Annotated in this window: 25 protein-coding genes and 1 tRNA gene; 11 read left to right on the top strand and 15 right to left on the bottom strand. The window is 49.9% G+C overall.

Going from position 1 to position 23,233, the window contains the following annotated elements; translation table 11 throughout:
* Positions 1 to 49: 49 nt before the first annotated feature.
* The 3 genes from PQG83_RS05675 to PQG83_RS05685 all read left to right on the top strand — a co-directional run bounded on the left by PQG83_RS05675 (position 50) and on the right by PQG83_RS05685 (position 1,588).
* Positions 50 to 205: a hypothetical protein gene (locus tag PQG83_RS05675; protein ID WP_312747696.1), complete on the top strand. Its 156-nt coding sequence runs from the start codon at positions 50 to 52 to the stop codon at positions 203 to 205.
* A 248-nt stretch (positions 206 to 453) separates the two neighbouring features.
* Positions 454 to 529, top strand: a tRNA-Phe gene (locus PQG83_RS05680).
* Positions 530 to 568: 39 nt separating this feature from the next.
* Positions 569 to 1,588 carry a hypothetical protein gene (locus PQG83_RS05685; RefSeq protein ID WP_312747698.1) on the top strand — a complete coding sequence of 340 codons (1,020 nt, stop codon included), beginning with the start codon at positions 569 to 571 and terminating at the stop codon, positions 1,586 to 1,588.
* Positions 1,589 to 1,812: 224 nt separating this feature from the next.
* On the opposite strand, the gene PQG83_RS05690 is transcribed toward PQG83_RS05685, so the two are convergent.
* From PQG83_RS05690 to proC, 3 genes are all read right to left on the bottom strand, one after another.
* A complete protein-coding gene (locus PQG83_RS05690; protein WP_312747699.1) occupies positions 1,813 to 2,547 on the bottom strand; it encodes a transglycosylase SLT domain-containing protein in 735 nt (244 codons plus the stop codon).
* A 350-nt stretch (positions 2,548 to 2,897) separates the two neighbouring features.
* The gene (locus PQG83_RS05695) at positions 2,898 to 3,083 is read right to left on the bottom strand and encodes a cupin domain-containing protein (protein ID WP_312747701.1); all 186 of its coding nucleotides are present in this window, start codon (positions 3,081 to 3,083) and stop codon (positions 2,898 to 2,900) included.
* Positions 3,084 to 3,147: 64 nt separating this feature from the next.
* Positions 3,148 to 3,960 (bottom strand): pyrroline-5-carboxylate reductase, encoded by an 813-nt coding sequence (gene proC / locus PQG83_RS05700; protein ID WP_312747703.1) that lies wholly within the window; start codon positions 3,958 to 3,960, stop codon positions 3,148 to 3,150.
* 351 nt (positions 3,961 to 4,311) lie between these two features.
* On the opposite strand from proC, the gene PQG83_RS05705 reads away from it, so the two are divergent.
* The 4 genes from PQG83_RS05705 (at position 4,312) to PQG83_RS05720 (ending at position 8,351) form a co-directional block, all read left to right on the top strand.
* Positions 4,312 to 5,421 carry a HEAT repeat domain-containing protein gene (locus tag PQG83_RS05705; protein ID WP_312747705.1) on the top strand — a complete coding sequence of 370 codons (1,110 nt, stop codon included), beginning with the start codon at positions 4,312 to 4,314 and terminating at the stop codon, positions 5,419 to 5,421.
* 106 nt (positions 5,422 to 5,527) lie between these two features.
* Entirely contained in the window at positions 5,528 to 6,625 is a 1,098-nt protein-coding gene (locus PQG83_RS05710) for a HEAT repeat domain-containing protein (protein WP_312747707.1), read from the top strand.
* A 33-nt stretch (positions 6,626 to 6,658) separates the two neighbouring features.
* Positions 6,659 to 7,762: a HEAT repeat domain-containing protein gene (locus PQG83_RS05715; protein WP_312747709.1), complete on the top strand. Its 1,104-nt coding sequence runs from the start codon at positions 6,659 to 6,661 to the stop codon at positions 7,760 to 7,762.
* 115 nt (positions 7,763 to 7,877) lie between these two features.
* A complete protein-coding gene (locus PQG83_RS05720; RefSeq protein WP_312747711.1) occupies positions 7,878 to 8,351 on the top strand; it encodes a hypothetical protein in 474 nt (157 codons plus the stop codon).
* 286 nt (positions 8,352 to 8,637) lie between these two features.
* On the opposite strand, the gene PQG83_RS05725 is transcribed toward PQG83_RS05720, so the two are convergent.
* The 4 genes from PQG83_RS05725 to PQG83_RS05740 form a co-directional block, all read right to left on the bottom strand.
* On the bottom strand, positions 8,638 to 9,726 hold the full coding sequence (locus tag PQG83_RS05725) for an LPP20 family lipoprotein (protein WP_312747713.1): 1,089 nt from the start codon (positions 9,724 to 9,726) through the stop codon (positions 8,638 to 8,640).
* A 6-nt stretch (positions 9,727 to 9,732) separates the two neighbouring features.
* Positions 9,733 to 11,175, bottom strand: coding sequence for a COG3014 family protein (locus PQG83_RS05730; protein WP_312747715.1), 1,443 nt, complete (start codon positions 11,173 to 11,175; stop codon positions 9,733 to 9,735).
* A gap of 125 nt (positions 11,176 to 11,300) precedes the next feature.
* Positions 11,301 to 11,831 carry a penicillin-binding protein activator LpoB gene (locus PQG83_RS05735; protein WP_312747717.1) on the bottom strand — a complete coding sequence of 177 codons (531 nt, stop codon included), beginning with the start codon at positions 11,829 to 11,831 and terminating at the stop codon, positions 11,301 to 11,303.
* 149 nt (positions 11,832 to 11,980) lie between these two features.
* Positions 11,981 to 12,553, bottom strand: a complete 573-nt coding sequence (locus PQG83_RS05740; protein WP_312747719.1) for a hypothetical protein — start codon at positions 12,551 to 12,553, stop codon at positions 11,981 to 11,983.
* A gap of 184 nt (positions 12,554 to 12,737) precedes the next feature.
* Here PQG83_RS05740 and PQG83_RS05745 point away from each other — a divergent pair, with 184 nt between their 5' ends.
* Positions 12,738 to 12,908 carry a hypothetical protein gene (locus PQG83_RS05745; RefSeq protein ID WP_312747721.1) on the top strand — a complete coding sequence of 57 codons (171 nt, stop codon included), beginning with the start codon at positions 12,738 to 12,740 and terminating at the stop codon, positions 12,906 to 12,908.
* A 103-nt stretch (positions 12,909 to 13,011) separates the two neighbouring features.
* Here PQG83_RS05745 and PQG83_RS05750 read toward each other — a convergent pair whose 3' ends face one another.
* A complete protein-coding gene (locus PQG83_RS05750; RefSeq protein ID WP_312747723.1) occupies positions 13,012 to 13,449 on the bottom strand; it encodes a DUF3015 family protein in 438 nt (145 codons plus the stop codon).
* 173 nt (positions 13,450 to 13,622) lie between these two features.
* On the opposite strand from PQG83_RS05750, the gene PQG83_RS05755 reads away from it, so the two are divergent.
* From PQG83_RS05755 to acs, 3 genes are all read left to right on the top strand, one after another.
* Complete coding sequence (locus tag PQG83_RS05755; protein WP_312747725.1) at positions 13,623 to 15,179, top strand: DUF4301 family protein; 1,557 nt, start codon at positions 13,623 to 13,625, stop codon at positions 15,177 to 15,179.
* Between the two features lie 174 nt (positions 15,180 to 15,353).
* Complete coding sequence (locus PQG83_RS05760) at positions 15,354 to 16,043, top strand: inorganic pyrophosphatase (RefSeq protein ID WP_312747727.1); 690 nt, start codon at positions 15,354 to 15,356, stop codon at positions 16,041 to 16,043.
* 258 nt (positions 16,044 to 16,301) lie between these two features.
* Positions 16,302 to 18,188: an acetate--CoA ligase gene (acs, locus tag PQG83_RS05765; protein ID WP_312747729.1), complete on the top strand. Its 1,887-nt coding sequence runs from the start codon at positions 16,302 to 16,304 to the stop codon at positions 18,186 to 18,188.
* Here acs and PQG83_RS05770 read toward each other — a convergent pair.
* From PQG83_RS05770 to PQG83_RS05800, 7 genes are all read right to left on the bottom strand, one after another.
* The gene (locus tag PQG83_RS05770) at positions 18,185 to 18,706 is read right to left on the bottom strand and encodes a hypothetical protein (RefSeq protein ID WP_312747731.1); all 522 of its coding nucleotides are present in this window, start codon (positions 18,704 to 18,706) and stop codon (positions 18,185 to 18,187) included. The two genes, acs and PQG83_RS05770, sit on opposite strands and share 4 nt — an antisense overlap.
* A 42-nt stretch (positions 18,707 to 18,748) precedes the next feature.
* Positions 18,749 to 19,603: a hydrogenase nickel incorporation protein HypB gene (gene hypB / locus PQG83_RS05775; RefSeq protein WP_312747733.1), complete on the bottom strand. Its 855-nt coding sequence runs from the start codon at positions 19,601 to 19,603 to the stop codon at positions 18,749 to 18,751.
* Positions 19,603 to 19,932 carry a hydrogenase maturation nickel metallochaperone HypA/HybF gene (locus tag PQG83_RS05780; RefSeq protein ID WP_312747735.1) on the bottom strand — a complete coding sequence of 110 codons (330 nt, stop codon included), beginning with the start codon at positions 19,930 to 19,932 and terminating at the stop codon, positions 19,603 to 19,605. The genes hypB and PQG83_RS05780 overlap by 1 nt, the downstream gene beginning before the upstream one ends.
* Before the next feature lie 63 nt (positions 19,933 to 19,995).
* Positions 19,996 to 20,265 carry a hypothetical protein gene (locus PQG83_RS05785; protein ID WP_312747737.1) on the bottom strand — a complete coding sequence of 90 codons (270 nt, stop codon included), beginning with the start codon at positions 20,263 to 20,265 and terminating at the stop codon, positions 19,996 to 19,998.
* Between the two features lie 12 nt (positions 20,266 to 20,277).
* Entirely contained in the window at positions 20,278 to 21,318 is a 1,041-nt protein-coding gene (gene hypE, locus PQG83_RS05790) for a hydrogenase expression/formation protein HypE (protein WP_312747739.1), read from the bottom strand.
* A gap of 74 nt (positions 21,319 to 21,392) precedes the next feature.
* On the bottom strand, positions 21,393 to 22,538 hold the full coding sequence (hypD, locus tag PQG83_RS05795) for a hydrogenase formation protein HypD (RefSeq protein WP_312747740.1): 1,146 nt from the start codon (positions 22,536 to 22,538) through the stop codon (positions 21,393 to 21,395).
* Positions 22,535 to 23,227, bottom strand: a complete 693-nt coding sequence (locus PQG83_RS05800) for a D-sedoheptulose-7-phosphate isomerase (RefSeq protein WP_312747742.1) — start codon at positions 23,225 to 23,227, stop codon at positions 22,535 to 22,537. Before PQG83_RS05800 ends, hypD begins: the two co-directional genes overlap by 4 nt.
* Between the last annotated feature and the right edge of the window lie 6 nt (positions 23,228 to 23,233).

Consider the following 23,233-nt stretch of genomic DNA (forward strand, 5'->3'; position numbering starts at 1 on the left):
TTGGGAGAAAAGGTTGTTGGGGGAAACATTTTCTCAGAACCATTTCCAAATGAATCAATCGCAAAGCAGCTCACTGTTTCATCTGAAATCACCGGGAAAATTACCGGGCATCGAATTCGGAATCGAAATGCATAGCCTTCAGGCTTTTCAATCGGTCGTTCCTTCAGAGAATTTACCAAAAGCCCTGGAACTCAAGCGGGAATAACCTCTTCTTCTCCCTCCCTCAATCAATGCCCCGGATTACAATGGAGGATTCCTCCGGTTCACCTGGTAACAAACATCACGTCACTCCTCACAGATATAAAACGCTGGGGCCTCGCCATCGAAGGCGGATTGTTTAAAAATTTTTCCAATTCCAAAATCCTTCAAACAGGAAAAAGGATATAATTAATTGGAAAATGAATAAGCCTTTGTGTTATAAAATCAGGTCGAAGTCAATGGTTCTAGGAGTGTGCCGAGGTAGCTCAGTTGGTAGAGCACAGCCCTGAAAAGGCTGGTGTCCGCAGTTCGATTCTGCGCCTCGGCACCACGAAAACAAACACTTCACATGTCCTTCTGACCCACCAGCATGAAGATTTTGAACCTTCCGACATTCAGGCCTCTTCGCACGGGTATTGAATCCTTGTTGATTCTTGTAACCTTTCTTGTATTGGTAAGCCCTCAATCCCTTTTTGCCACTGAAGGTGATGGTGTAGAATTGGCTCAAGTCTCTTCTCAACCATCCCCTCCCCCAAAAACCAGAACCGTTGTTGCGGACCTCCTAATGGTCGATGGCGGGTTTTATGTGGTGCGCGGGGAACGTGGAGAAATTCGTATCGAAGTCACTCCGGAAACTCAACTGGCGGAGTCATTCACCTTTGGCGATCGTATCAAAGCAGTGCTTTTACCAGACGACAAGGCCATTTCCATCACAAGAGCACAACCAGGGGAACCGATAGGGACAACAAGCAAATCTCCCGTCACCCCGGCTCCTCCATCCACTCCATCTCCAGGTGCTAAATCGAAACCATCAACTCCCCCGACAAAAGTATCGCCGAATGTACGGATTATTGTTGCTGACATCTTAATGGTTGATAGAAATTTTTATATCATCAGAAGCGACTATGGAGAAATTCGAATTGAAGTCACACCCCAGACCAAGTTATCCGAATCCTTCAAGTTTGGGGATCGGATCAAAGCACGGGTCACTCCACAAGATAAAGCCTTATCAATTGTTCGCGCGAGTCCAGATGATTCTCCTGGGATTCGCCTGGAGGAAGGACCCTTGGCCTCCACTCCGACAGCGCCTCCGGTTGGAATTGCCCCCGAAACAGAACCCACACCTCCTAAACATGACCCAGAAACGACTGCTCCAAAGGTGTCCCCAAAAGTGCGTACGATTGTGGCTGAGATCCTAATGATTGATGGAAATCTTTATGTTGTTAGGGGGGATCGAGGAGAAATTCGTATCGAGGTTACTGCTGAAACAACCCTCTCTGAATCCTTCGAATTTGGGGATAGGATTAAGGCCAAAATTTTGCCAAATGATACCGCACTATCCATTGAACGTGCCCGGCCAGATGAACCACTTGGGGCCCAGACGCCCTAGAGCCCAGATTTTCTTTTCCCCGAATAATCCATCGTTTCATTTTTCAAGATTTCGAAATCTAGGGTTTTTTGTTCTTGCAAAACCGATTACGCCGAATGGCTTCACTTATGAATCTCTGGATGGGCGAACCAACTGGGGAAAAGTGAAAACTAAAACGAGGGGAAGAGACCAATGAAGAAGGCCACAGGAGTAAGGCCAAATATCAAACATTGAATATGAAAAAGTTAAATATCCACTTGCGAGCTTTTTGCCTCACGTTTCACAACCTGTTGAAGGATGTTACGATAGGCTCGAATCCGCTTGACATATCTTACAGGCTCCCATCCACGGGCATAACGATGAGGCAGGTCCTGATAATATTCCTTATGAGCTAAGAGGGGAAGAATGCTTTTAATGTCTTCCCACTGATTGGAGTTTTTACCTAAACGCTCAGCAAGCAATCGAGCATCGTTAATATGTCCCATACCGACATTGTAGGCCGCAAGAGCAATGAACATACGATCCGGCATGCGAATGTGGTCAGGAACCCGCTTTTGTAAATAGGACAGATAGCGAGCCCCACCGTCAATGCTTTTTGACGGGTCAAGCCGGTTTTTGATTCCCAGATCCGAGGCCGTGGAACGTGTGAGCATCATAATTCCTCGAACCCCTGTAGGACTAACAGCCTTGTTATTCCATTGAGACTCCTGATAGGCCATAGCGGCCAACAACATCCATGAAATACCTGATTTTTTTTCAGCTTCCTGAAATTCTTCACGGTAAGAAGGCAGCCTAGTCTCAATATGTCGCAAAAAGGTCTTTACCTCATACGCGGGGAGGTTTGTTCCTAATTGCGCAGTCCGCTCCTGATGGGAAAGGTAATTTCGATCGTGATGGGGAAGCTCCCAAAGGACCAACAGTACTCCTAATAAGGCCATGACCAGACCGATTTGTTTACCGACCTTTTTAATTGTTTCCATGACCGTCATCATTCTTTCCGCATCTACAACGAATCGTCATACTAAACAATTATACTGGTACACTGGGTGTATTTATGAAAAAGATCCACGTCCGATAACAGGATAAAATCATCGTGGCATAAAGAGGGGAATTAGGCAAGGAGAATTCCCCGATATCCCTTATGGAAAAAACAAAAATTTCAGGTTTTCTTTTGTCGAATCAATATCTTAAATACTGACGACATTATCATTTAAATAAGAAATTCGATCATGTAACGAATAGAATCATAACTTTTCTTTACCAATCTTTCTTTTCGGATAATCCAATTAGAATATTTAGAGACTTTTAACCCCATCGAACGACCTCTACGTTATGACTTGTTAAAGACACTAGCGTCACAAGAAAAATACTTAATTTGCCTCAAGGGGATGATGGTGACTTCCTTGGGAGTATCGACTTCAAGAATTTCCATATCATCGCTGATAGTATGGCGAATAGCGTCCGGGAATTCTAATTCTTTATTATCAACAAAGGTAACCTTGACCCAATACTGCACCGTATACTCCTTTCAATAAAACAGTATGAAATGTATGCGGAAAACGTCAGCGCCGCCCAGATTTTTATTGACCCAACTCACAAGACCGAGCCGTAGCAGCTTTGACGGCTTTCATTAAAGTCGCCCGTAACTTCCCTGTTTCTAGTTGTTGAAGACCCGCGATCGTTGTGCCACCCGGTGACGTCACCCGATCTTTTAGTGCGGCGGGATGTTCGCCACTTTCAATCACCATCCTGGCCGCCCCTAATACCGTTTGTGTCGCAAGGACACTTGCTACTGTTCGTGGAAGACCGACCAGGACCCCACCGTCTGTGAGTGCTTCAATCACCAGATAGATATACGCAGGCCCACTTCCGCTCAAGCCCGTCACGGCATCCATTAAGGATTCCTCCACCATGACGACTTTGCCAACCGATTCAAATATTGATTGAGCCAGATGAAGGTGGTCCTGGGAGATCCCTGAACTTCCGGCCAATGCCGTAACACCTTCCTGGATGACCGCAGGGGTATTGGGCATCGCACGAATAAGGGAAATGTTTCTGCCGACATGCTGTTGAATGCGTGCTAAAGGATACCCCGCTGCGACGGAAATCAGTAAGTGCTTGTGAGAAATCTGCTCCTTGATCTCTGCCAGCACAGTATCCATAACCTGAGGCTTCACACAGAGAACAATGATATCGGCTGATTTCACTTCATCAGCATTATCAGATCCCACATGAACGTGAAAGGTCTTCTGAAAATGCTCTAACCGGATTGAGGAAATATCGGTAACAGAAATATTGGCGGGAGACGCAAGATGGGCTTTCAAAATTCCGGTCACCAACGCATCAGCCATGTTGCCGGCCCCTAAAAATACGAACTTTGGTGACTGCCCCATCTACCGAGTATAGCCGGAGACTGAAAGGGGTTCAACTTCATTCGAGGGAATATGAACAGAATCTCTCAACAATATTTCTCACAATTCAATGCTCTTAAAAATTGCTTTAAAAAAATATTCTATTGAACCACAACCCTTTTCAAATACGGTCACCTCCTTGAGGTAAAGCATTGGTCGCTTGCCCGGTCTACTCAGTGGATTGTTTTCCGGGCGACATTGAGTTGCCCCTCCCTTTATGTGAAGAGTATATTAGAAAACCCTGTAAATTCGTTGAGAACCCATTTGTTCCGTTGCCATTTCGCTTACATTGCAGTCCACAATGATTAAAAAATTAGAAGCAAGGAGGAAGGTATGAAAGCCTGGCCTGTTTTCTTCCTTTTCGTGATTCTGGGTGTCTGGGGTATGGCAGCCGAAGCCCGCCAAATTCCTCTCACGCCAGAGCAAAAAGCTCAATTAGAAACGGCCCAGACGGTATTGGTGGAGGTCCTTGCCTTAACGGAAAAAGGGACGTATGACCCCAGTCCACTGGTGGCCACGGTCAAGGCGCGTTTGGAAGACATTGGGTATACGGTCACCACGGACCGCTCCCAGCCGCACGATGTATCAGTGAAAGGTAAATGTGAAGAAGCTAAAACGTCGACCCGCACCTCTCCCTCCGGCGGAGATGTGGACCTGGCTGATGCACCCAACCGCCTCTGGAAGGGGCCGGCCTGTCTGTTGACGTATTTCCTCCAACAGAACAATTTTCAATGGAAAAAAGAAGTGCGCACGACCTTTCCTGATGCCAGGCAGGCGGCCCAGCAGGCCCAGGTTGACGATGCCGGAGCCTATGCCATGGACCAGCTCAACCAACGACTCGCGGAATATGACTTCCCCGTCCTGCTCTCGGCCGAATGGGGTCAAATCGACCGCCTGCTCAAACTGTTGGATAACCCCAAGACGCCCAAACTCCGGAAGGTGAAAATTCTTTCCGTCCTCAGCGATGTGCATGCGGAAGACGCCCTCCCGCAACTGACCAAACTTCTGGAATCCACCGACTTGCAACAAGAAACCATCAATGCGCTTTCAGGCGCAGGAGCCGATTCCATCCCGGTCCTCATCGATTTATTCCAAACCAGTCCTCAATCCAACATGCGGGCGGAAGCGGCAAAAGCCTTGGGGGATATTGCAGCCAGGACGGGAGATCCCCGCACGATTCCCCCATTGGTGGAATATGTTTCCGAAGTCTTACCCCAATTGAAAACCTCTGAAGATATTGATTTTCCTCTGCTCACTGAAGTGGTCTGGGCGATTGGGAAATTACGATGGGCCCACTCTATGAAGCCAATTTCAGAACTACAGGATAAAGTGTGGCTGATTCATGACAATTCAGAAGAAATGGCTGAGTTGCGAGAGGCCACTAATTGGACCTATAAAGCAATAGAATTGCAAGATGCTGCCATGTTGCCGTCGTATTGTTAATATACGGTACGATTGAAGAAATTCTGTTCAACTTCCTGTTAACCAAGTCATACCCCCATGGGACTCATGAGGGGTTGGACTTGGCGATAAAGTAAGGAGGTTACTCATGACACGCTGGTCTATTTTTTTCATTTTCGCAATAATATTGTGTGTCGGGGCCATTGAATCCGAGGCCCGCCGAATTCACCTCACAACAGAGCAAAAAACGCAATTAGAGAAAGCCCAGACTGTGTTGGTGGAGGTCCTCGCCCTAACAGAAAAAGGGACCTATGATCCCAGTCCACTGGTTGCCACAGTCAAGGCACGCTTGGAAGACATAGGGTATACGGTCACCACGGACCGCTCCCAGCCGCACGATGTGGCAGTGAAAGTTAAATGTGAAGAAGCTAAAACGTCGACCGGCACCTCCCCCACCGGAGGAGACGTAGATCTGGCTGATGCCCCTGACCGACTCTGGAAAGGGCCGGCCTGTCTCTTGACGTATTTCCTCCAAAACACTGATTTGCAATGGAAAAAAGAGGTACGCACGACATTTGCCGATGCCAGGCAGGCTGCTCAAAAGGAACAGGTTGACGATGCCGGAGCCTATGCCATGGACCAGCTCAACCAACGGCTCGAGGAATATGACTTCCCCGTTCTGCTCTCGGCCGAATGGGGTCAAATCGACCGCCTGCTCAAACTGTTGGATAACCCCAAGACGCCCAAACTCCGAAAGGTAAAAATTCTTTCCGTCCTTAGCGATGTGCATGCCGAGGAGGCACTGCCGCAACTGACCAAACTTCTCGAGTCCACGGACTTGCAGCAAGAAACCATCAATGCGCTTTCAGGGGCTGGAGGACATTCCATCCCCTTGCTCATCGACCTATTCCAAACCAGCCGGCAGTCAAGCATACGAGCCGAAGCAGCAAAAGCCTTGGGGGATATTGCGGCCAAGACGGGGGACCCCCGTCCGATTCCTCCTATGGTACGGTACGTGTCTACGCTATTACCGCAATTGAAAACCTCGGAAGATATAGATTTTCCTGTGCTCACTGAAGTGGTCTGGGCAATTGGCAAACAACGATGGGAGGGTTCCCTTAAACCCATGAGAGAGCTCCAGCAAAAAATTTGGGTAATTTTTGACAATTCGAAAGAAATGGCCGAATTACGGGAGGCCACGAGCTGGACCTATAAACAAATAGACTTGGATGGCCATCTCAGTTAATACCTCACAATATTGTATGGTGGGAGATCAGGTATGAGGACATTGGCGACATGTGGATTCATCTCCATAGTATTGCTCGTTGGGCTTTTCGATTCAGAGGGTTTTGCCCGACGAACGTATCTCGACCAAGAACAAAAGGCGCAACTCGAGGCCATTCAAACGATTATGATTCACGTCTTGGCGTTGACAGAACGGGGCAAAGTCGATGGAACAGTCATTGAAAATGTGGTGAGGCAACGTTTGGAAGAATTGGGCTATACCGTGGTAACCAATCGCGATGATCCATTCGATGTAAGGGTAAACGTCAAATGCGAAGAAGTAAAAAAATGGTCAGGAACCACTCGCGGGGGCGGTGATGCGGACCATTCCGGCGCCCCATCCCGTCTCTGGAAAGGCCCGGCCTGCCTCTTTTCCTATCAATTGGATGGACGGGACTTAGGGTGGTACAAAGAAGCACGGACCAGTTTTGAAGATTCGGGCGAAGCCGCTAAAGTCGCTCACGCTCCACAATCCGGTCTTTATGCGATTCAACAATTAGCCGAACGGATTCAAGAATTTGATTTTCCCGTTATGCTTGCTGCGGAATGGGGACATGAGGCCCGCCTGTTCAAGCTACTCAATAACCCCCAAACGCCCAATAAACGCAAACTAAGAATTTTATCCCTGCTGCCTCAAGTAGAATCACACGATACCCTGCCTCTTCTGAAAGAACTTATTCAAGATCCTGAACTGACAGAAGAGGCCATCGTCGCGCTTTCCAGCACGGGGAGCGAGGGCATTCCCCTCTTAACGGATATTTTTCAAACCCAGAAAGACTCGAAGATTCGAGCGGCCGCAGCTAAAGGATTAGGGGAAATTGGTGCCCATACCGGAGACCCTTCAGTCACCCCGCCAATGCTTGATTATGTGGTTGAAAATCTCCCCCACCTCAAATCCTCTTCGGACATCGATTTCCCGGTTCTGACAGAGGTCGTGTGGAGTTTAGGTAAACTGCGAAATGAAAAGTCTATCGCCCCGATTAATGAGCTACAAAGCAAAATCTGGGTGATCTTTGACAATTCGAAGGAAATGGCCGAACTGCGGGAGGCCACGAGCTGGACCTATAAACAAATCGATATGGATTGGCAGGTTCAGTAGACAGGGCTATTTTGAATCTCCACCAATGTCCCACCAGCCAGATTCATCCTGACCGCCACCAGCTGACGTCATGAGATTGGTCCCCACCCCGCTTACCTGGATTGGTCTTTTCTTTATGGTACTTGTGGTTGCCTATGCGGAAAGAGGCTCCCCACAAATGGTCGGAGAGCTCGGGGAAATGGACCGCCTGGAGCAACATGCCGAAGACGCGATTGCGAATGGAGACCCCGAGGGCGCCGCCCTCTCCATTGGGAAGGCCGCTCTCATGGCAAAAATTCTCGCTCAAAAGGAAGAGCACCAACAGACTCGCTCTCTGTATCAAGCAGCAGAAACTCTATTTCGAGGCCAAGAACAGGGCTATCGTGCCTTCGCACTCTTTGAACGAGCGGGAGGACAGCCGCCGGCCTCCAGGGGTGTGTGCCAATACATCTCAGATGCTGATGAAAAGGTAAAACAATCACGGAAGGACTTGAGGGCCTTGCCCGAATTCACCAATGAATCGTTGAGGGACCGCCGGCACCGGCACATTGAAAAGACCCAAGAATGGGAAAGGCTTCTCCAGGGGCTGGAGCAAGACTTGTCATGTTAGCCTGTTCTTAATTTGTCTGACCCGCCAGATCTATCTTCGTCGTCACAAAGAAAAAAGAGACGTCTTAAAAAGACCAAGAAAACCGTGTGTTAGTGGGAGTGTTGAATAATAAAGATTTTCAAGGGCAAATTTGCCCAGGGTTAGATTACTCATCAAAGGCTCCTGGTCGGTTCAAAAAAAGTCCGTCCAGCAAGGCCGCAGCCGTTTTTACGCACGGAGCGTACGCTTAGTACGTGAGTACGGAAAAATGGCGAGAACGCCGCTGGCGGCTTTTTTCAACAGACCCTTAGCGAGAACAGGCGTTAGGAACTCTCTGACTCAGTGACGGATCCGGTTCGACGCTAAACACGGACCGGGTGAGCAGACGGGCGATTTCTTTGGAGATGACCTCCTGCATGACTTTGCTGGCACGAATCCGTGCTTCCTTTTCGGTTACATGTCCTTCCCGTCCCGTCTCTGAAATCACCCCGATAAGTCGATGAGAAGGATTTTCATAGATATCGATATCGCCACACCATCGCACATATTTGAACAAGGGATCCGGCAAATTCACGGTCCAAAATTGTCCTTGCCCAACAATAGCCAGGTCCGCAACCTCCGTGGACTTTAAATCGGCGGGACGGCCTAATAAGCCTTCTTGCTTGAGCCCCTCCAAAATCGCCCGTTCAATGTCCTCATGGTATTCTCCCTCAATCGCCACCGAGATAACCAAGTTTTGGGAGACAAAATCCATGAATTCACGTTGGATCTGTGGGATACGATATGACGGTGGCAGACTGTCTCCACTGGTGCGGATCACCCGCAGATCTGTATTGAGGGTATCCCGATCAGTTAATAAAATCATGGCTTCTTTGTAGCCTCGGATGCGTTGAATTTTCTGAGGATGTGTTCGGCCTTGATGAATCATATTCTCGATCTTCGTATCCCACTCCTGTAATCGTTCCAGAATAGCTTTCTCAGCCTGTTGCCGGTCGAGGCCCGCCAAAGCCCAAAAATGTCTGGTAGACGGCTGATACCAGAGATCCAATATCTGGACATTTTCCAGGGCTTTGCTGGTCGTCACCTGTGTCCGGTGGTCCAGTTGTAACTCCCGTCGTGTTTGACTCCCCACTCCGGACTCTTGAATGGAATACGTTTCATGGTCCATCGATTGGGTGTTTACCTTCGCAGAAAAAACTCTGGCAACCGCGGCATACGCCCTTTTTTCAGCTTGTTCCCGGGATTCGGCTTCTCCAATGCCGGTGAGATATCGTTCAACAGGGTATGATTGGTGAGGCGACATGATCCATTCAGGCGGGGTCTCTCCGCCAAACCAGGCACAGCCTCCGGCTAGGATACATACTCCACTCCATATCACTATTCTCAGGATATTCATGATGGCCTATTGGAAACTCTGGTGAATGACAAGTGTTGTTTCGCCTTTCATAAGTTGAAGCCGATGATGTTGAGACTCTCCAGCCTTTCGTCCCTGGTGATCCATGGACTGAATAGCCACGGAATAGTCACCCGGGTCAACCCAAAGTCGTGTCAACTGAAGCTCACCTGGGAGAGTTCGCCACGACCGAATATCGGCTTCTTCTGTGGCCAGGGCAAAAATTCTGGCAATCGCACCCACTAACAAGCCGACCCAATCCTGATTGTTCCGACCTGCGGCCGCTCTGGCCCCAATGGTGATGCCTTCAGCCGCCGCCATTTTCATGGCGGATCGAGCTACTGCCCGGAGCACGAGTCCATTATAATCATCGGCCAGGTTTTTTTCGGCTACGGCGGCAACATCATACATCCGTTCCGATTGGGTTTTAAAACTGGCAGTCTGATCTGTGACTTCGATCACATCATGGGCCAACGAGGTTTTTTTCACCGTAAGCCGGGGCAAGGCAATTCGCGCGATTTGACCGTGAATGCCATACAGCAGAGACTCCCCGCCTCTTGTGTCCCGAGTGCTCCGGCCAAACCAGGGCTTGGTAAGAGCCACCAGGTACAAGGCGTCTAAACTCACGGGCACATCAATGATTACATCTTCTTTCTTAGGTCCCTGGCCATGGTAACTGATCACAATGAGTTGGGCCTGGGAGTATAGGCCATCAGAGGCTGAAGAAATACTGACTTCCGGATATTTCTCCCGATACTGTTGAACTTCATCAGACAATCCCAATCGTTCAGCCGTTCGAATCAGATCAGCTTTCAGGATATCCGGAAAAACAACATGGGACCACGCCCGACTGTCCTCATAGACTTGTTCGGCCTTTCGATATCCGACATAGGCATTATTGAGATCACCCGTAATGTCATAGAGCAGCCCGACCAAATACCGAGCAAACGGATCTTCTTGGTAGGTCTCCTTTCCCTCTTGTTTGTCATGAAGCACATTGAGACGGTGATCAATCCTGCGTCCCTCCACCAACGCCTCATTCCACTGTTGGAGGGCCGCATAGTTCAGCGCCTTCACCACGTTAATCATGACATGTTCATAAGGAGCCCCTTCGAAGGGACGTTGAGCCTCATTCACGAGCAGGGCCGAGGCCTCGTCTCGCAGATGCTTGGTATACAGGTCTTCAACAAGAGTATACGCCTCTTCGAGAACTTTATTGCTTTCAACATACTGTTCGGCCAAATGGAGCGCCATGCCCTGATCCAGTAAATAGAGCAAGCGATTGTTGTCTCCATAGTCTGCCTCTGCCGATTGAATAATCGTCACAGCCTTGGCTGAATTCCCTGCCAGCAGACTACGCTCTACCTTGGCATAGTGGGACATAGGGCCACTACACCCGACAAACAAGATCGCTCCGAGGGCAAGCAAGAGGTTTCTCGATAGAACGCTCATGGAGAAGAGGGCACGTTGGCCAAGGTGGGCTAGTGAAAAACAAGGCGCCTGACGATTCAAGCCAAGGGAAGAGAAAGACCGAATAACCAACCGCACGCCACGGAAGGGGATTGGATGACCCTACATTAAAAGAGGAGACGTTTACGCTCGACGACTTTTTTGATTTTTTTTTGTCCGTACCAGGATTTCACATTCGTCTCAACATTGATGAGATCTAAATCAACCTGATAATAAATTCCTTTGACCCCATCAGATTCATCCACAATCGTACTAATCGTGCCCTTCATCATAAAATCCGCCCCTAGTTCCTGCCCAGGGCGTTTCTGGGTATCCTCCCTGGCATGAACCGCTTGCTCTTTTCGTTCCTGACGAATTTCATCGCGATCTCGTTGACTTGCCACAAATAGCACTCTTTGAGAATTGGTCATTTCCCGCTCCAAGTCCGTCACAAAGGTGCCCACATCAATATGTTCGTGGCTTTTATTGAGGATCGTCCCGACAATCACGGTCGGAACTCGATTGTGTTGATTCGTAAAGTTTTCCAACCAGGGCCTGTTCACCATTTCCTTCATCATGGCTTCGGCCACTAACTTTGAGTCCGTATCATTCCACCGACCACTAAAATCGGTCACGACCCCTGGGTCTACTCTGGTCACCTTTCTTTCTTTTCCGCATCCGCCCAATAAGAGAAGGCAGAGGCATGGGACAACAACGGCGCAGGATGTGATCAGTCGAGTGATGGGGAGCAAGATGATTCCTTTGTGATGATGAACGAAGAAGACAAAAAGACGCCAATTAACCTGGGTCAAAGCCCTCCCGGGCGCTTGGCTTCTTCCTGCTCCAGTTTTTTAAAGGCTTTTTCAGCGTTTTTCCGGACAAAATCCCGAACCTCTTCGTCCAGTTCCTGCGCTTGTTGCAACGCTTCCTTCATTTCCGCAAAAGACAGCTTGGTCAACACATAATAGGTTGAGGACTCGTCGTCCTTGTAACGATCAATGGGGCGAACGCCATTTAAGGTCACAGCCGAAAAGGTCTTGACCGCCCGTTCTACGTTTTGCTCTTCCGTTGATTTGGTGAAGTTCCCCGCAGAGGTTGAAGCGGCATAGTCCTGCATCAGATAGGCCGTATAGGTGCGAAAAGTTTTTGCCAATTCAGCGCGTGCGCGATTTTCAGCAGTTTCCCAAGCAAGTGGTTCATTTTTCACCCCGACAACAGCCCCGACACCATAAATAGATTTCGAATCATCGGCATTCATCACACCCGATCCTTCCTGAACCCACTTGGGAGGACCTCCACATGCCACAAGCATGAAAGCGAGAAGAGCACACCCTCCGATGCGGAGAACAATTCGACGCATATCATGGCCTTGTTCATTCATTAGGGTACCCTAACCTTTTTTAAGAAAATTTTTATCAGAGTTTCCTGTCAGACGGGCTAAGAAAATGCTAGCATTGGACCTACAACCTGTCAAGAAAATTGAACTTTTCACCAATTGATCCTGCCTCACATCGAATATCATTCATCATCATTCGAGACATGCAGGAAACCAAGGAGGATGTTTTGTGGCTGATGTAACAATTGAGGATGGCATTATCCGTGTGAAAGAACTCGACATTCAGGATGGAAAAGCCGCCAAGGCTTTGGCTGAATATCCGGAAGCCAAATGGGCGGAAATCACCAGACGTGCGGTAAAAATTGGCCTGGGCATTTTAAAAGGAGGGGCAGAGCCTTGACCTTGTCCTCCAAACTTTTAATAGCCTCAATGCTTTTTAGATAATGATGCAATGTCCCAAATGGGAAACACCTTGTGCCCGGGATATTATAACCCAACCCGGGTTATAGTTTTGAGGACGCAGTATGAATTCCGGCCTGCTGAGCATGACCGATAAACCTGTTTAACTGATCATCTCCAAGCAAAATGGGTATCTCAACCAGGACGGGATACTCGTTCTGAATCAATTCCTGAAAGTGAGCCTGGTGATGAGATGGGACACCTAAAATGGCCCCGAAGGCCTGGACGTATTCCCCGTGCCCTTGGGCGATTTCTTGAAGGAGGACGTCATGGTTGGTCATTACAAAGGCTTTGGCATGTTCGCCATGTTTGACAAGCCCATCCTCTGTCCACCAGGATTTGCCCGAGGTAGAAGACAGAAAATTGGTTACTCCATCGGAAGTCGTATCAAGTGTGGCTTTGATGGTACAACCGGAAGAAATCCCCAATAGGAAGACCCCTAATGCCGCGAAACCTTGAAACGTTTTCAAGCTTTGTATCATGATAGTTCTCCTTGCCTGAGTGCATGAACATGACAGAGATGTCATGACGCTTTGCGATTGGATTTTTGTCGGATCGAGCGCATCAAAACTTTGACATTTTTTCATCATGAAATACAACTTCTATCTGATGTGATCTCTCATCAATCTGGGTTAAACTGGACTACACAAACGCTATGCTGACGCCTGAGGATCATCTTGAGTTAATACGCCGCGGGATTTCCACGTTCCAGGTGGAATCACAACTTCAGCGACTGCGTCATGGGGTCCCTCCGATCACTATCATTCGTCCATGCCGGTTGAACGATGGCATTGTCCAACTCCGCCCAGAACACTTCTCCCGGTACCAACAACACTTTGAAGCGGCCCGTCAGGCGGATCGAGTCAGTAAATTTATTCCTGCATCCGGAGCCGCCACCCGTATGTTTAATGACCTCCTCAAATTTTTGTCCCAGGAGGCCTCACCCGATTCCTCTTCAAATCAGGCACCAACTCTTCCCCACGCTGTCGATCAGGCCTGGACGCGCTTACAGGATTTCCCGTTTATTCCTGATTTAGAACAGTATCTCCATGGGCAGGGACAACCCCCTCCAAGGGATCAGCATACACATGATATCAATACGATTCTTCAAGCGGTCCTGAAGACGCCCGGCCTTGGCTATGCCGAATTGCCCAAGGCCCTCCTCTCCTTCCATCGCTATCCAGAAGGTCCTCGAACTGCACTCGAAGAACATATTCATGAAGCCATCCGATATCATCCCAATCAACTACATTCAATAAAGATTCATTTGACCGTTTCTCCTCAATTTGAACTGGCCATTCAAACCCATTTGCATACCATCCAACAGATTTTGGGACGACAGGGGTGGAAACTTGATTGCACGGTCTCCTTTCAAAAACCGTCGACCGACACCATCGCGCTGGACTCGGACAACCAGCCATTTCGTGGAGAAGATGGCACTCTGGTTTTTCGACCGGGAGGGCATGGGGCGCTTTTGGAAAATTTAAATGACTACCAGGGAGACATTATTTTTATTTCCAATATCGACAACGTCGTCCCCGATCATTTGAAAGATCCGATCGTCACATGGAGAAAGGCATTGGGAGGCTACCTGGTTGAGCTTCAACAACATGTGTTTCACCATATAGCACAACTCAGCTCGCTCCCCGCGGATGCGAAAAGTGTCCATCAGGCGGAAGCCTGTATCCTGCAAGAACTCCTTCTTCCACTTCCCCAATCCTATCGAGAATTGGCGCTTCCCGATCAAGCCACCTTGTTAAAGCAGTATTTAGATCGGCCCCTCCGTGTCTGTGGTGTGGTTCCCAATACCGGCGATCCGGGCGGAGGACCATTTTGGGTTGCGCATCCCGAGGACGCCCCGTCCAGGCAAATCGTCGAGCAATCCCAAGTCAATCCCGATTCTGAAGCTCAACAAAAACTCTTTGCCTCCGGAACTCATTTCAATCCGGTTGATCTAGTCTGCGGAGTCCGTGATTTTCAGGGGAATCCCTTTAACCTCCTGGAGTACGTCGATCCCGGAACCGGCTTCATCGGCATGAAATCCTACCAGGGCCGTCCCCTCAAAGCCTTGGAATGGCCAGGCCTGTGGAATGGAGGAATGGCCCATTGGATTACCATTTTCGTGGAAATTCCCCGCGCCAACTTTAATCCCGTCAAAACCTTCCTTGATTGGCTTCACCCAGCCCATCAACCACAGGCAAAACAGCCGTAATTCTGCTCCCGGCTGGATACACATCTGTTTCGTTTTTCTTGGTTCCTGTTCAATACTTTACTGCTCATCCTCTGCAAATCTAGCCGGTTAAGATGAAGGTGATTCGGACCGAAATCTAGTGGAGATCCTTGCACCTTAACCGGGCTCTCTCATCCCACCCCTGGAAAATATTTCATGAACGAACAAGAATTTTTCTCCCTTTGGCAAAATTTTGGATTTCCCTGTAAATCCCATCCGTGGCACGGTGTCGAAATAGGGGAAGAGGCACCACTCACCGTGACAGTCTATGTCGAAATAGTGCCCACCGACACAGTTAAATATGAATTGGATAAAAAGTCCGGCCATTTACGAGTGGACCGGCCCCAGCGCTATTCCAATGTGTGCCCCACGCTGTATGGATTAATTCCTCAAACTTATTGTGGGCAATCTGTCGCAGCATTCAGTGCCGAATGTACCCATCGGCCTGGCCTCGTCGGTGACCTGGATCCATTAGACATTTGTGTTTTGACTGAGAAAAGCATTATCCATGGAGATGTTTTGCTCCAAGCCATTCCGATTGGTGGCTTGCGTATGATCGATGGGGATGAAGCCGATGATAAAATTGTGGCCGTCCTCAAGGGTGACGCGCTTCATGAACAATGGACAGATATCAAAGCCTGTCCCGTCCACTTTGTGGAACGGCTCATGCATTACTTCCTGACTTACAAAGATGCTCCCGGCTCCCAAAAAAAGAATTGCGAAATTACACATGTGTATGGCCGCGAGGAAGCCCATGAGGTCATTCGCCGCAGTCAACAGGATTACGCCGCGAAATATGGACACCTCCAAGCCCAACTTGCCAAACCCCGCCATGCACTTAATTAAAAACACAGCCCCTCTGAACTTCTCTCATCCATCTCAATGCCATTTTAAATAAAAATCCCAAGGGCTTGCGGTCAGCGACGGGGCTCCCTTTCATAGCCTCCAAACCCTTTTCAATGCTCACCTCTTTTTCACGGTCTTTAATCCCTGCCCTCTTGAAGCAACGAGCCAAGGACAGCATAATGGGCTTAACAGCTTTCTCGCTGAGAAAACATGTTCTTGGTGGTGTCCCAAATGCGTAACTAAGGAGGAACAGACCTGATGAGTGAAAATATTGAAACACTGCAACGATCAACCCGGGTCATTCCTCCCTCACCCGACGTCACAGCCAACGCCCATATTCAAGATTATGAAAGCGCTTACAAGCAGTCTATTGCGAATCCTGAAAAATTCTGGGACGGCATTGCCAAGGAACTCCACTGGTTTTCTCCTTGGAATAAGGTCCTGGACTGGAACTATCCCTGGGCCAAATGGTTCGTGGGAGGTACCTGCAACATTGCTTACAACTGTCTCGATCGCCATGTCCAAACCTGGCGAAAAAACAAAGTGGCCGTTATCTGGGTCGGAGAAGAAGGCCAGGAACGAATCCTGACTTATGGCGAGTTATACCGGCAGGTCAACAAGTGCGCCAATGCCCTCAAAAGCCTGGGCCTCAACAAGGGGGACCGGGTGACCATTTATCTCCCGAAAATCCCCGAGCAAATTGTGGCCATGCTGGCCTGTGCTCGCATCGGCGTGATCCATACGGTGGTGTATTCGGGTTTTAGTGCCACAGCGTTAGCGGCACGCATAGAGGCATGCGCAGCGCGGGTGGTCATCACCGCGGATGTGGGGTATGACCGCAGTCGGAAAATCCCCCTCAAACCGGTCGTCGATGAAGCCGTTGCCAAATGCCCGACCGTGGAGAAAGTCATCGTGGTTCAGCGGGAACAATCATCGACCCCTCTTCAAGCCCCGAAAGAATTGGATTGGGAAGCCTGGCTCAAAGACCAATCTCCAACGTGTGAAGCCGAACAGCTTGATTCCGAAACTCCGCTCTATATCCTCTATACCTCAGGAACCACGGGAAAACCTAAAGGCGTCGTTCACGTCCATGGCGGCTATATGGTGGGCACTTACATCACGACCAAATATGTCTTCGACCTTAAAGACGAAGATGTCTATTTTTGTGTGGCGGATCCGGGGTGGGTCACCGGCCATAGTTATATCGTCTATGGACCACTCTTAAACGGAGCCACGATTTTAACGGCAGAAGGCAAACCCGACTATCCCAATCCCGGGCGCTGGTGGGATCTCATTGAACGCTATGGCGTCTCGATTTTCTATACCACCCCAACGGCCATTCGGCTGCTCATGAAATTTGGAGAGGACTGGCCGAAAAAATACGATCTCTCCTCCCTCAAGGTTTTAGGGTCGGTGGGTGAACCGATCAATCCGGAAGCCTGGGAATGGTTTCATCGGGTGACCGGTGGCACCAAACCCATCATGGATACCTGGTGGCAGACGGAAACCGGCATGATCATGGTCACACCCCTCCCCTGCGTCCCGCTCAAACCAGGCTCTGCCACCCGTGGTTTTTTAGGCATCGAAGCGGATGTCATGAACCGCGAAGGCAACACGGTGGAGCATGGCGGCGGTTTTGCCGTCATTAAGAAACCCTGGCCATCCATGATGCGCACCATCTATAACGAACCGGATCGCTATCTCCTGTATTGGAATACCATACCCGGTGTATACACCGCCGGCGATGTCTGCCATAAAGATGAAGACGGCTACTTGTGGTTTATGGGCCGGGCGGATGATGTCGTGAAAGTCGCCGGAAACCGGATCGGGACGGCTGAAGTCGAAAGTGCCTTAGTCAGCCATGAAGCGGTGGTGGAAGCCGCTGTTATCGGCAAACCGCATCAGACCGCCGGAGAACAAATCAAAGCCTTTGTCATCCTTAAGCAAGGGCAGCAGGAAACGCCCGATCTCATCAAAAGTTTGCAGGATCATGTCTTAGGGGAATTAGGCAAGATCGCCGTCCCCCGGGAAATTGAAATTGTCCCGTCACTTCCCAAAACCCGTTCCGGCAAAATCATGCGGCGGGTATTGAAGGCCAAGGAACTGGGACAGGACCCAGGTGACATTTCAACTCTTGAAGATTAGGAAAAAATGTATGAAGAAAAAGACCCAAGACCGATTGTGGCAATGTAGATAATCCCTTGAAGCGGAGAAACGGTTTGTTGGAGTGTCAGCAGGATGAGCGCAGCGGACCCTGCCATTCCGTGCATCAAGCCTACGAATAGGGCCCGGTAGGGAAAAGCGGTTGAATGTGAATGGTGATGGTCCATCGTTTGGTGATTGATTTCTCCCCGATGGGAATGCGCAGGCACATGAGGAGGTTGATGAGGGTGTTGGTGAACATGAACATGAATACGACCTTGTATAATTTTCCGTAACACATCGCTTCCCATTCCTACCAGCATGCCCCCTACGGACAATTTCAGCCAGTTGGTCAGTTGTTCCGGCATGGCGGCTTCCAGAAGGAATACCATCGAGCCAAACAACAGAAGCGTGATCGTATGCCCCAGCCCCCAGCTCAATCCCTGCTTGAGCGTGTTGGCCACCGAATAGATTTTGGTCGCGAGTGAGGCACTGCCGCCGCGGGTCAGACTCGATCGCATGCCTCATTCCCACAAGAAACCCGAGCTTCAATAAACTGACCATTAGCGAACAACCTGCCGGTTTGAAGCGTTGATCTGTGCAGTCACCCAGTCATACCAGTGTTGAAGGCCTTCGCCGGTCGTGGCCGAAACCTGAAACACCTGAAGATTGGGATTCACCCTATGAGCAAATTCCAGGCATGTGGCGACATTAAAGGTAAGATGAGACAGAAGATCGATTTTATTCAGGAGCATGACGCTGGCATGTTGAAACATGTGCGGATACTTTAACGGCTTGTCTTCCCCTTCCGTGACGGAAAGAACCACGATTTTCGCGTGTTCCCCTAAATCAAATAACGCAGGACAGACCAGATTCCCGACATTTTCAATCAACACCAATGAATTGGATGGAGGCTGGAGCGTTTCCAAACCTCGTGCCAACATGTCGGCTTCTAAATGGCACCCGGCTCCGGTATTAATTTGTACGACCGGGCACCCCGCGTTTCGTATGCGCTCGGCATCAAATAGGGTTTCCTGGTCCCCCTCGACCACCGAAATGGGTATGGCATCTTTCAAATCATGAATCGTGCGTTCGAGTAGCGTCGTTTTCCCTGAGCCCGGCGAACTCACAAGGTTGAGGGCCACAATATTTCTGTCGAGAAACCATCCACGATTGCGTTCAGCCAGGCGATCATTTTTCGCTAAAATGGCTTGTTCCAGGTGAACAGTGGTTTCGTGTTCGTGTCGATGGTCATGGTGCGTATCAAGCTCATGCTCGTGATAGTGGTGCCCATGATCATGGTCATCATGGGAATGAGAGTGATTGGCAGACGAATGGCTGGTTTTATCAGTATGCCGGGTTTGCAAATTCGTCACTCTTGGCTTGGCTGTATTAGAGCACCCGCATGTCGTACACATCAGGCTGTCACCATGTGTTTCACAAGCAGTTCCTCCCCCGTGAGCCGCGTGATGTCGACAGAACCACACGGACATCGGTCGTAGAGTTGCTCGAGATCAAAATGGGTTTTACAGGTTCGGCATTCAGCTGTTCCCGGAATCTCAAGGATCTCCAAATCCGCGCCTTCTACCACGGTTCCTTGACTGACAATGTCGAAACAAAACCGGATGGCTTCGGGTAATACCGCAGTGAGTTTACCGATGGCGATCGTCACGCGCCTCACCGGCTCTCCACCGGCCTTTTCTGTGACAATGGACACAATATTTCGAGTGATCCCTATTTCGTGCATACTATCCTGTCCAGAACAGTGGATTTTCCACTGGTGGTGACGTCAAAAAGAGCCGTTAAGAGTTCATTCCACAGCCGCTCGGTGAGACCGTGTCACAAACTCGATGGCATCCCGGACACCAGGACCCGGATGAGAGCTGACAACAAATAAACCCTTTCGATCCCATAACAGCTCATGAGACAGAGCCAATCCCGCCGCCTGCATGGCGCGATACCCGACGCTGGCTCCCCACATCGCGTTGCCCCGATGAAAGGCAGGAAGCCACCAATAGGTCAATCGTTGGAGTTGCCCGGCTTCCAGGATTTCCAGTATTTCAGAATTCAACAATTTCATGACTATGCTTATCTAGCAGATTCGCGGCAATTGATCCCCCACCAGCGTATCCACGATTCGTGTTCCTCCGAAGGTGGTGGCAAGCATCACTGTTCCTGCGGGTCCGGCTTTGACCCTCCCGATGATGGCGCTGTCTTTGCCCAGGGGATGGTCCCGCATGGCCTCAACAAGTTGGTGCGCGTTCTCAGAAGGGACCACTGCCACAATTTTTCCCTCATTGGCCAGGTACAGGGGATCGAGTCCGAGAATTTCACAGGCCCCTCGAACCGATTCTCGAATAGGCACCTGGGATTCATTGATCTGAATCGACACATCCGAGGCCGAGGCGAATTCATTTAGAACCGTGGCCAGTCCGCCGCGCGTGGCATCCCGCAAACAATGGGTCTGAGAACAGACATCCAGCATATGGGAAATCAGATCGTGGACTGGCTGGGTGTCGCTTTGAACATCGGCTTCCAGGGCTAATTCGTTTCGAGCCAGAAGAATGGCCACGCCGTGGTCACCGATAAAACCGTTCGTAATGATGGCATCCCCCGCCTGAGCCTTAGTTGCCGCAATGGCCACCCCTTCTCGAATCACACCGATACCCGCCGTGTTAATGAAGAGCTTATCCGCAGAACCTTTTTCAACAACCTTGGTATCTCCCGTAACAATAGAGACCCCTGCCCGATCAGCGGCCTGTTTCATAGCTTCGACAATAAGGGCGAGGGTTTCCAAGGGAAAACCCTCTTCAATCACCAGCCCGCATGATAAAAATAACGGGCGTGCCCCGCTGACCGCCAGGTCATTGACCGTCCCGTTCACGGCCAATTCGCCAATGTTGCCTCCCGGGAAAAATAACGGATCCACGACATAGCTATCCGTCGTAAATGCCAGCCGGTCACCATGTTGAAGTAATTCCCCCAAAGGGATGGTGGCCTGATCTTCTAAGGTATCGAGGATGGGATTATTAAAGGTTGGGACCAACAGATTCTGGATGAGATCTCGCATGGCTTTGCCGCCACTTCCGTGAGCCAGGGTAATTCGTTCACCGTTAGCGGTTCGGTTCAGCATGGGCTTGGTCCTGACGAAAGCCGTGCTTCAGGATTTATCATGTTCAAGCGATTCTTTATATTTTCTGTGATGACTTACACCGAACTTCTTGCCGGATGCAGATCTTCTTCAGGAATCCAGCCGTAGTTGTAGTAGGCGGCACAGGCGCCTTCCGTCGAAACCATCAACGCGCCCAAGGGATTTTGTGGAGTGCAGGCCGTGCCAAATACCTTACATTGACTCGGCTTAATCACCCCCTTCAACACTTCCCCGCATTGGCAGGACGTGGGATCGGCAATTTTCAGATTGGGAAGAGGAAATTTTCGTTCAGCGTCAAACGCAGAAAATTCTTCACGGACTCGGACCCCGGAGTAATCGATAGACCCCAACCCGCGCCATTCAAAAAATTCTCGCAGTTCAAACACTTCTTGAATAGCCTCTAACGACTGCGTGTTCCCATCAGGAGGAACAATCCGTGTATATTGATTTTCGACTTCACAGCGTCCTTCCGCCAATTGTTTCAGAACCATCCACACGGATTGTAATATGTCCAGTGGTTCAAACCCGGCGATGGTGATGGGCTTTCGATAATATTCAGCGATAAATGCGTAGGGCTTCGTTCCGATCACCATGCTCACATGGCCGGGGCCCAAAAAGCCGTCAAGCTGAAGATCAGGAGAATCCAGGATGGCCTTAATCGTGGGAATGATCGTGATGTGATTACAAAAGATCGAGAAATTGTTGATCCCTTCTTTTCGAGCTTGGAGTATGGTCAACGCCGTACTGGGCATGGTGGTCTCGAAACCAATTCCGAAAAACACCACTTCTTTGTCAGGATTCACTCGGGCGAGATTCAAGGCGTCCAATGGTGAATAGACCATGCGCACATCGGCTCCCTCGGCTTTGGCCTGTAGAAGATTTTTCTTAGAGCCGGTCACCCGCATGGCATCCCCGAAAGTGGTCATGATCACCTCGTCTCGTTCAGCCAGAGCAATACAGTCATCCACGCGGCCTCGTGGCAGGACGCAAACCGGACAACCCGGTCCATGAATAAACTCCACTTCCTTCGGGAGCATTTTATTGAGGCCATAGCGAAAGATGGTATGCGTGTGCCCACCGCAGACCTCCATGATCCAAATGGGCCGATCGCGGCAGATGGGTACCCGTTTTACCAGCCCCTCAATTTCCTGGAGAAGGATTCGGGCTTTTTGGGGATCCCGAAATTCATCGACAAATTTCATGGGGTGTCCTTTTTCGTGGCCGACGCGCCCCGATGGTCAGCAAGAATGGTGTGCACGAGATCCCAAAGGATATGATAGATCAGGACGTGACATTCCTGGATCCGGTGAATACTTTCAGTAGGCACCACCAGGCAATGATCAATTGCAGAAGAGGTTGCCATGGCTCCTCCAAGTCCCCCGGTGAGGCCAATGGTGGTGACCCCCAACTCCTTAGCTTTCCTAAAGGTCCGCATAATATTTTCGGAATTGCCGCTGGTGGATACTCCGATCACCCCGTCTCCGGCCTTTCCCTGAGCGATCAACTGGCGTACAAAAATGTGATCAAACCCCACATCATTTCCCACAGCGGTCATCATGGCCTGATCGGTCGCAAGATTGACGGCGGGAAGCGCAGGGCGCCCGGTGGTGACTGGATGCAAAAATTCCACGGCAATATGGGCCGCATCACAGCTCGATCCACCATTGCCCATGGTAAACAGCCGCCCGTCTCGTTGATAAACATCCGCTAGGGCCATGGCGGCGGCCACGACTTTTTCGGCCTGTGCGTCGAAAAAGGTTTGGATAACCTGCCGGCTATCTTGCGATTTCATCCGCACCGATTCGAGCAATCCGAGTTTGACTTGTGCCGAATCTTTCGAAGACGGCTGCAGGAAGGGGTAGAGGGAGGCTAATGGTTTGTGATTAGACATGCGGTC

The sequence above is a fragment of the Candidatus Nitrospira neomarina genome, from assembly GCF_032051675.1.
GTDB lineage: Bacteria > Nitrospirota > Nitrospiria > Nitrospirales > UBA8639 > Nitrospira_E > Nitrospira_E neomarina.

Coding starts and splice junctions, on each gene's coding strand:
- PQG83_RS05675 (WP_312747696.1), top strand. CDS start 50: ATGAATCAATCGCAAAGCAGCTCACTGTTTCATCTGAAATCACCGGGA.
- PQG83_RS05685 (WP_312747698.1), top strand. CDS start 569: ATGAAGATTTTGAACCTTCCGACATTCAGGCCTCTTCGCACGGGTATT.
- PQG83_RS05690 (WP_312747699.1), bottom strand. CDS start 2,547: ATGGAAACAATTAAAAAGGTCGGTAAACAAATCGGTCTGGTCATGGCC.
- proC (WP_312747703.1), bottom strand. CDS start 3,960: ATGGGGCAGTCACCAAAGTTCGTATTTTTAGGGGCCGGCAACATGGCT.
- PQG83_RS05705 (WP_312747705.1), top strand. CDS start 4,312: ATGAAAGCCTGGCCTGTTTTCTTCCTTTTCGTGATTCTGGGTGTCTGG.
- PQG83_RS05710 (WP_312747707.1), top strand. CDS start 5,528: ATGACACGCTGGTCTATTTTTTTCATTTTCGCAATAATATTGTGTGTC.
- PQG83_RS05715 (WP_312747709.1), top strand. CDS start 6,659: ATGAGGACATTGGCGACATGTGGATTCATCTCCATAGTATTGCTCGTT.
- PQG83_RS05720 (WP_312747711.1), top strand. CDS start 7,878: ATGGTACTTGTGGTTGCCTATGCGGAAAGAGGCTCCCCACAAATGGTC.
- PQG83_RS05725 (WP_312747713.1), bottom strand. CDS start 9,726: ATGAATATCCTGAGAATAGTGATATGGAGTGGAGTATGTATCCTAGCC.
- PQG83_RS05730 (WP_312747715.1), bottom strand. CDS start 11,175: ATGAGCGTTCTATCGAGAAACCTCTTGCTTGCCCTCGGAGCGATCTTG.
- PQG83_RS05740 (WP_312747719.1), bottom strand. CDS start 12,553: ATGAATGAACAAGGCCATGATATGCGTCGAATTGTTCTCCGCATCGGA.
- PQG83_RS05750 (WP_312747723.1), bottom strand. CDS start 13,449: ATGATACAAAGCTTGAAAACGTTTCAAGGTTTCGCGGCATTAGGGGTC.
- PQG83_RS05755 (WP_312747725.1), top strand. CDS start 13,623: ATGCTGACGCCTGAGGATCATCTTGAGTTAATACGCCGCGGGATTTCC.
- PQG83_RS05760 (WP_312747727.1), top strand. CDS start 15,354: ATGAACGAACAAGAATTTTTCTCCCTTTGGCAAAATTTTGGATTTCCC.
- acs (WP_312747729.1), top strand. CDS start 16,302: ATGAGTGAAAATATTGAAACACTGCAACGATCAACCCGGGTCATTCCT.
- PQG83_RS05770 (WP_312747731.1), bottom strand. CDS start 18,706: ATGCGATCGAGTCTGACCCGCGGCGGCAGTGCCTCACTCGCGACCAAA.
- hypB (WP_312747733.1), bottom strand. CDS start 19,603: ATGTGTACGACATGCGGGTGCTCTAATACAGCCAAGCCAAGAGTGACG.
- PQG83_RS05780 (WP_312747735.1), bottom strand. CDS start 19,932: ATGCACGAAATAGGGATCACTCGAAATATTGTGTCCATTGTCACAGAA.
- PQG83_RS05785 (WP_312747737.1), bottom strand. CDS start 20,265: ATGAAATTGTTGAATTCTGAAATACTGGAAATCCTGGAAGCCGGGCAA.
- hypE (WP_312747739.1), bottom strand. CDS start 21,318: ATGCTGAACCGAACCGCTAACGGTGAACGAATTACCCTGGCTCACGGA.
- hypD (WP_312747740.1), bottom strand. CDS start 22,538: ATGAAATTTGTCGATGAATTTCGGGATCCCCAAAAAGCCCGAATCCTT.
- PQG83_RS05800 (WP_312747742.1), bottom strand. CDS start 23,227: ATGTCTAATCACAAACCATTAGCCTCCCTCTACCCCTTCCTGCAGCCG.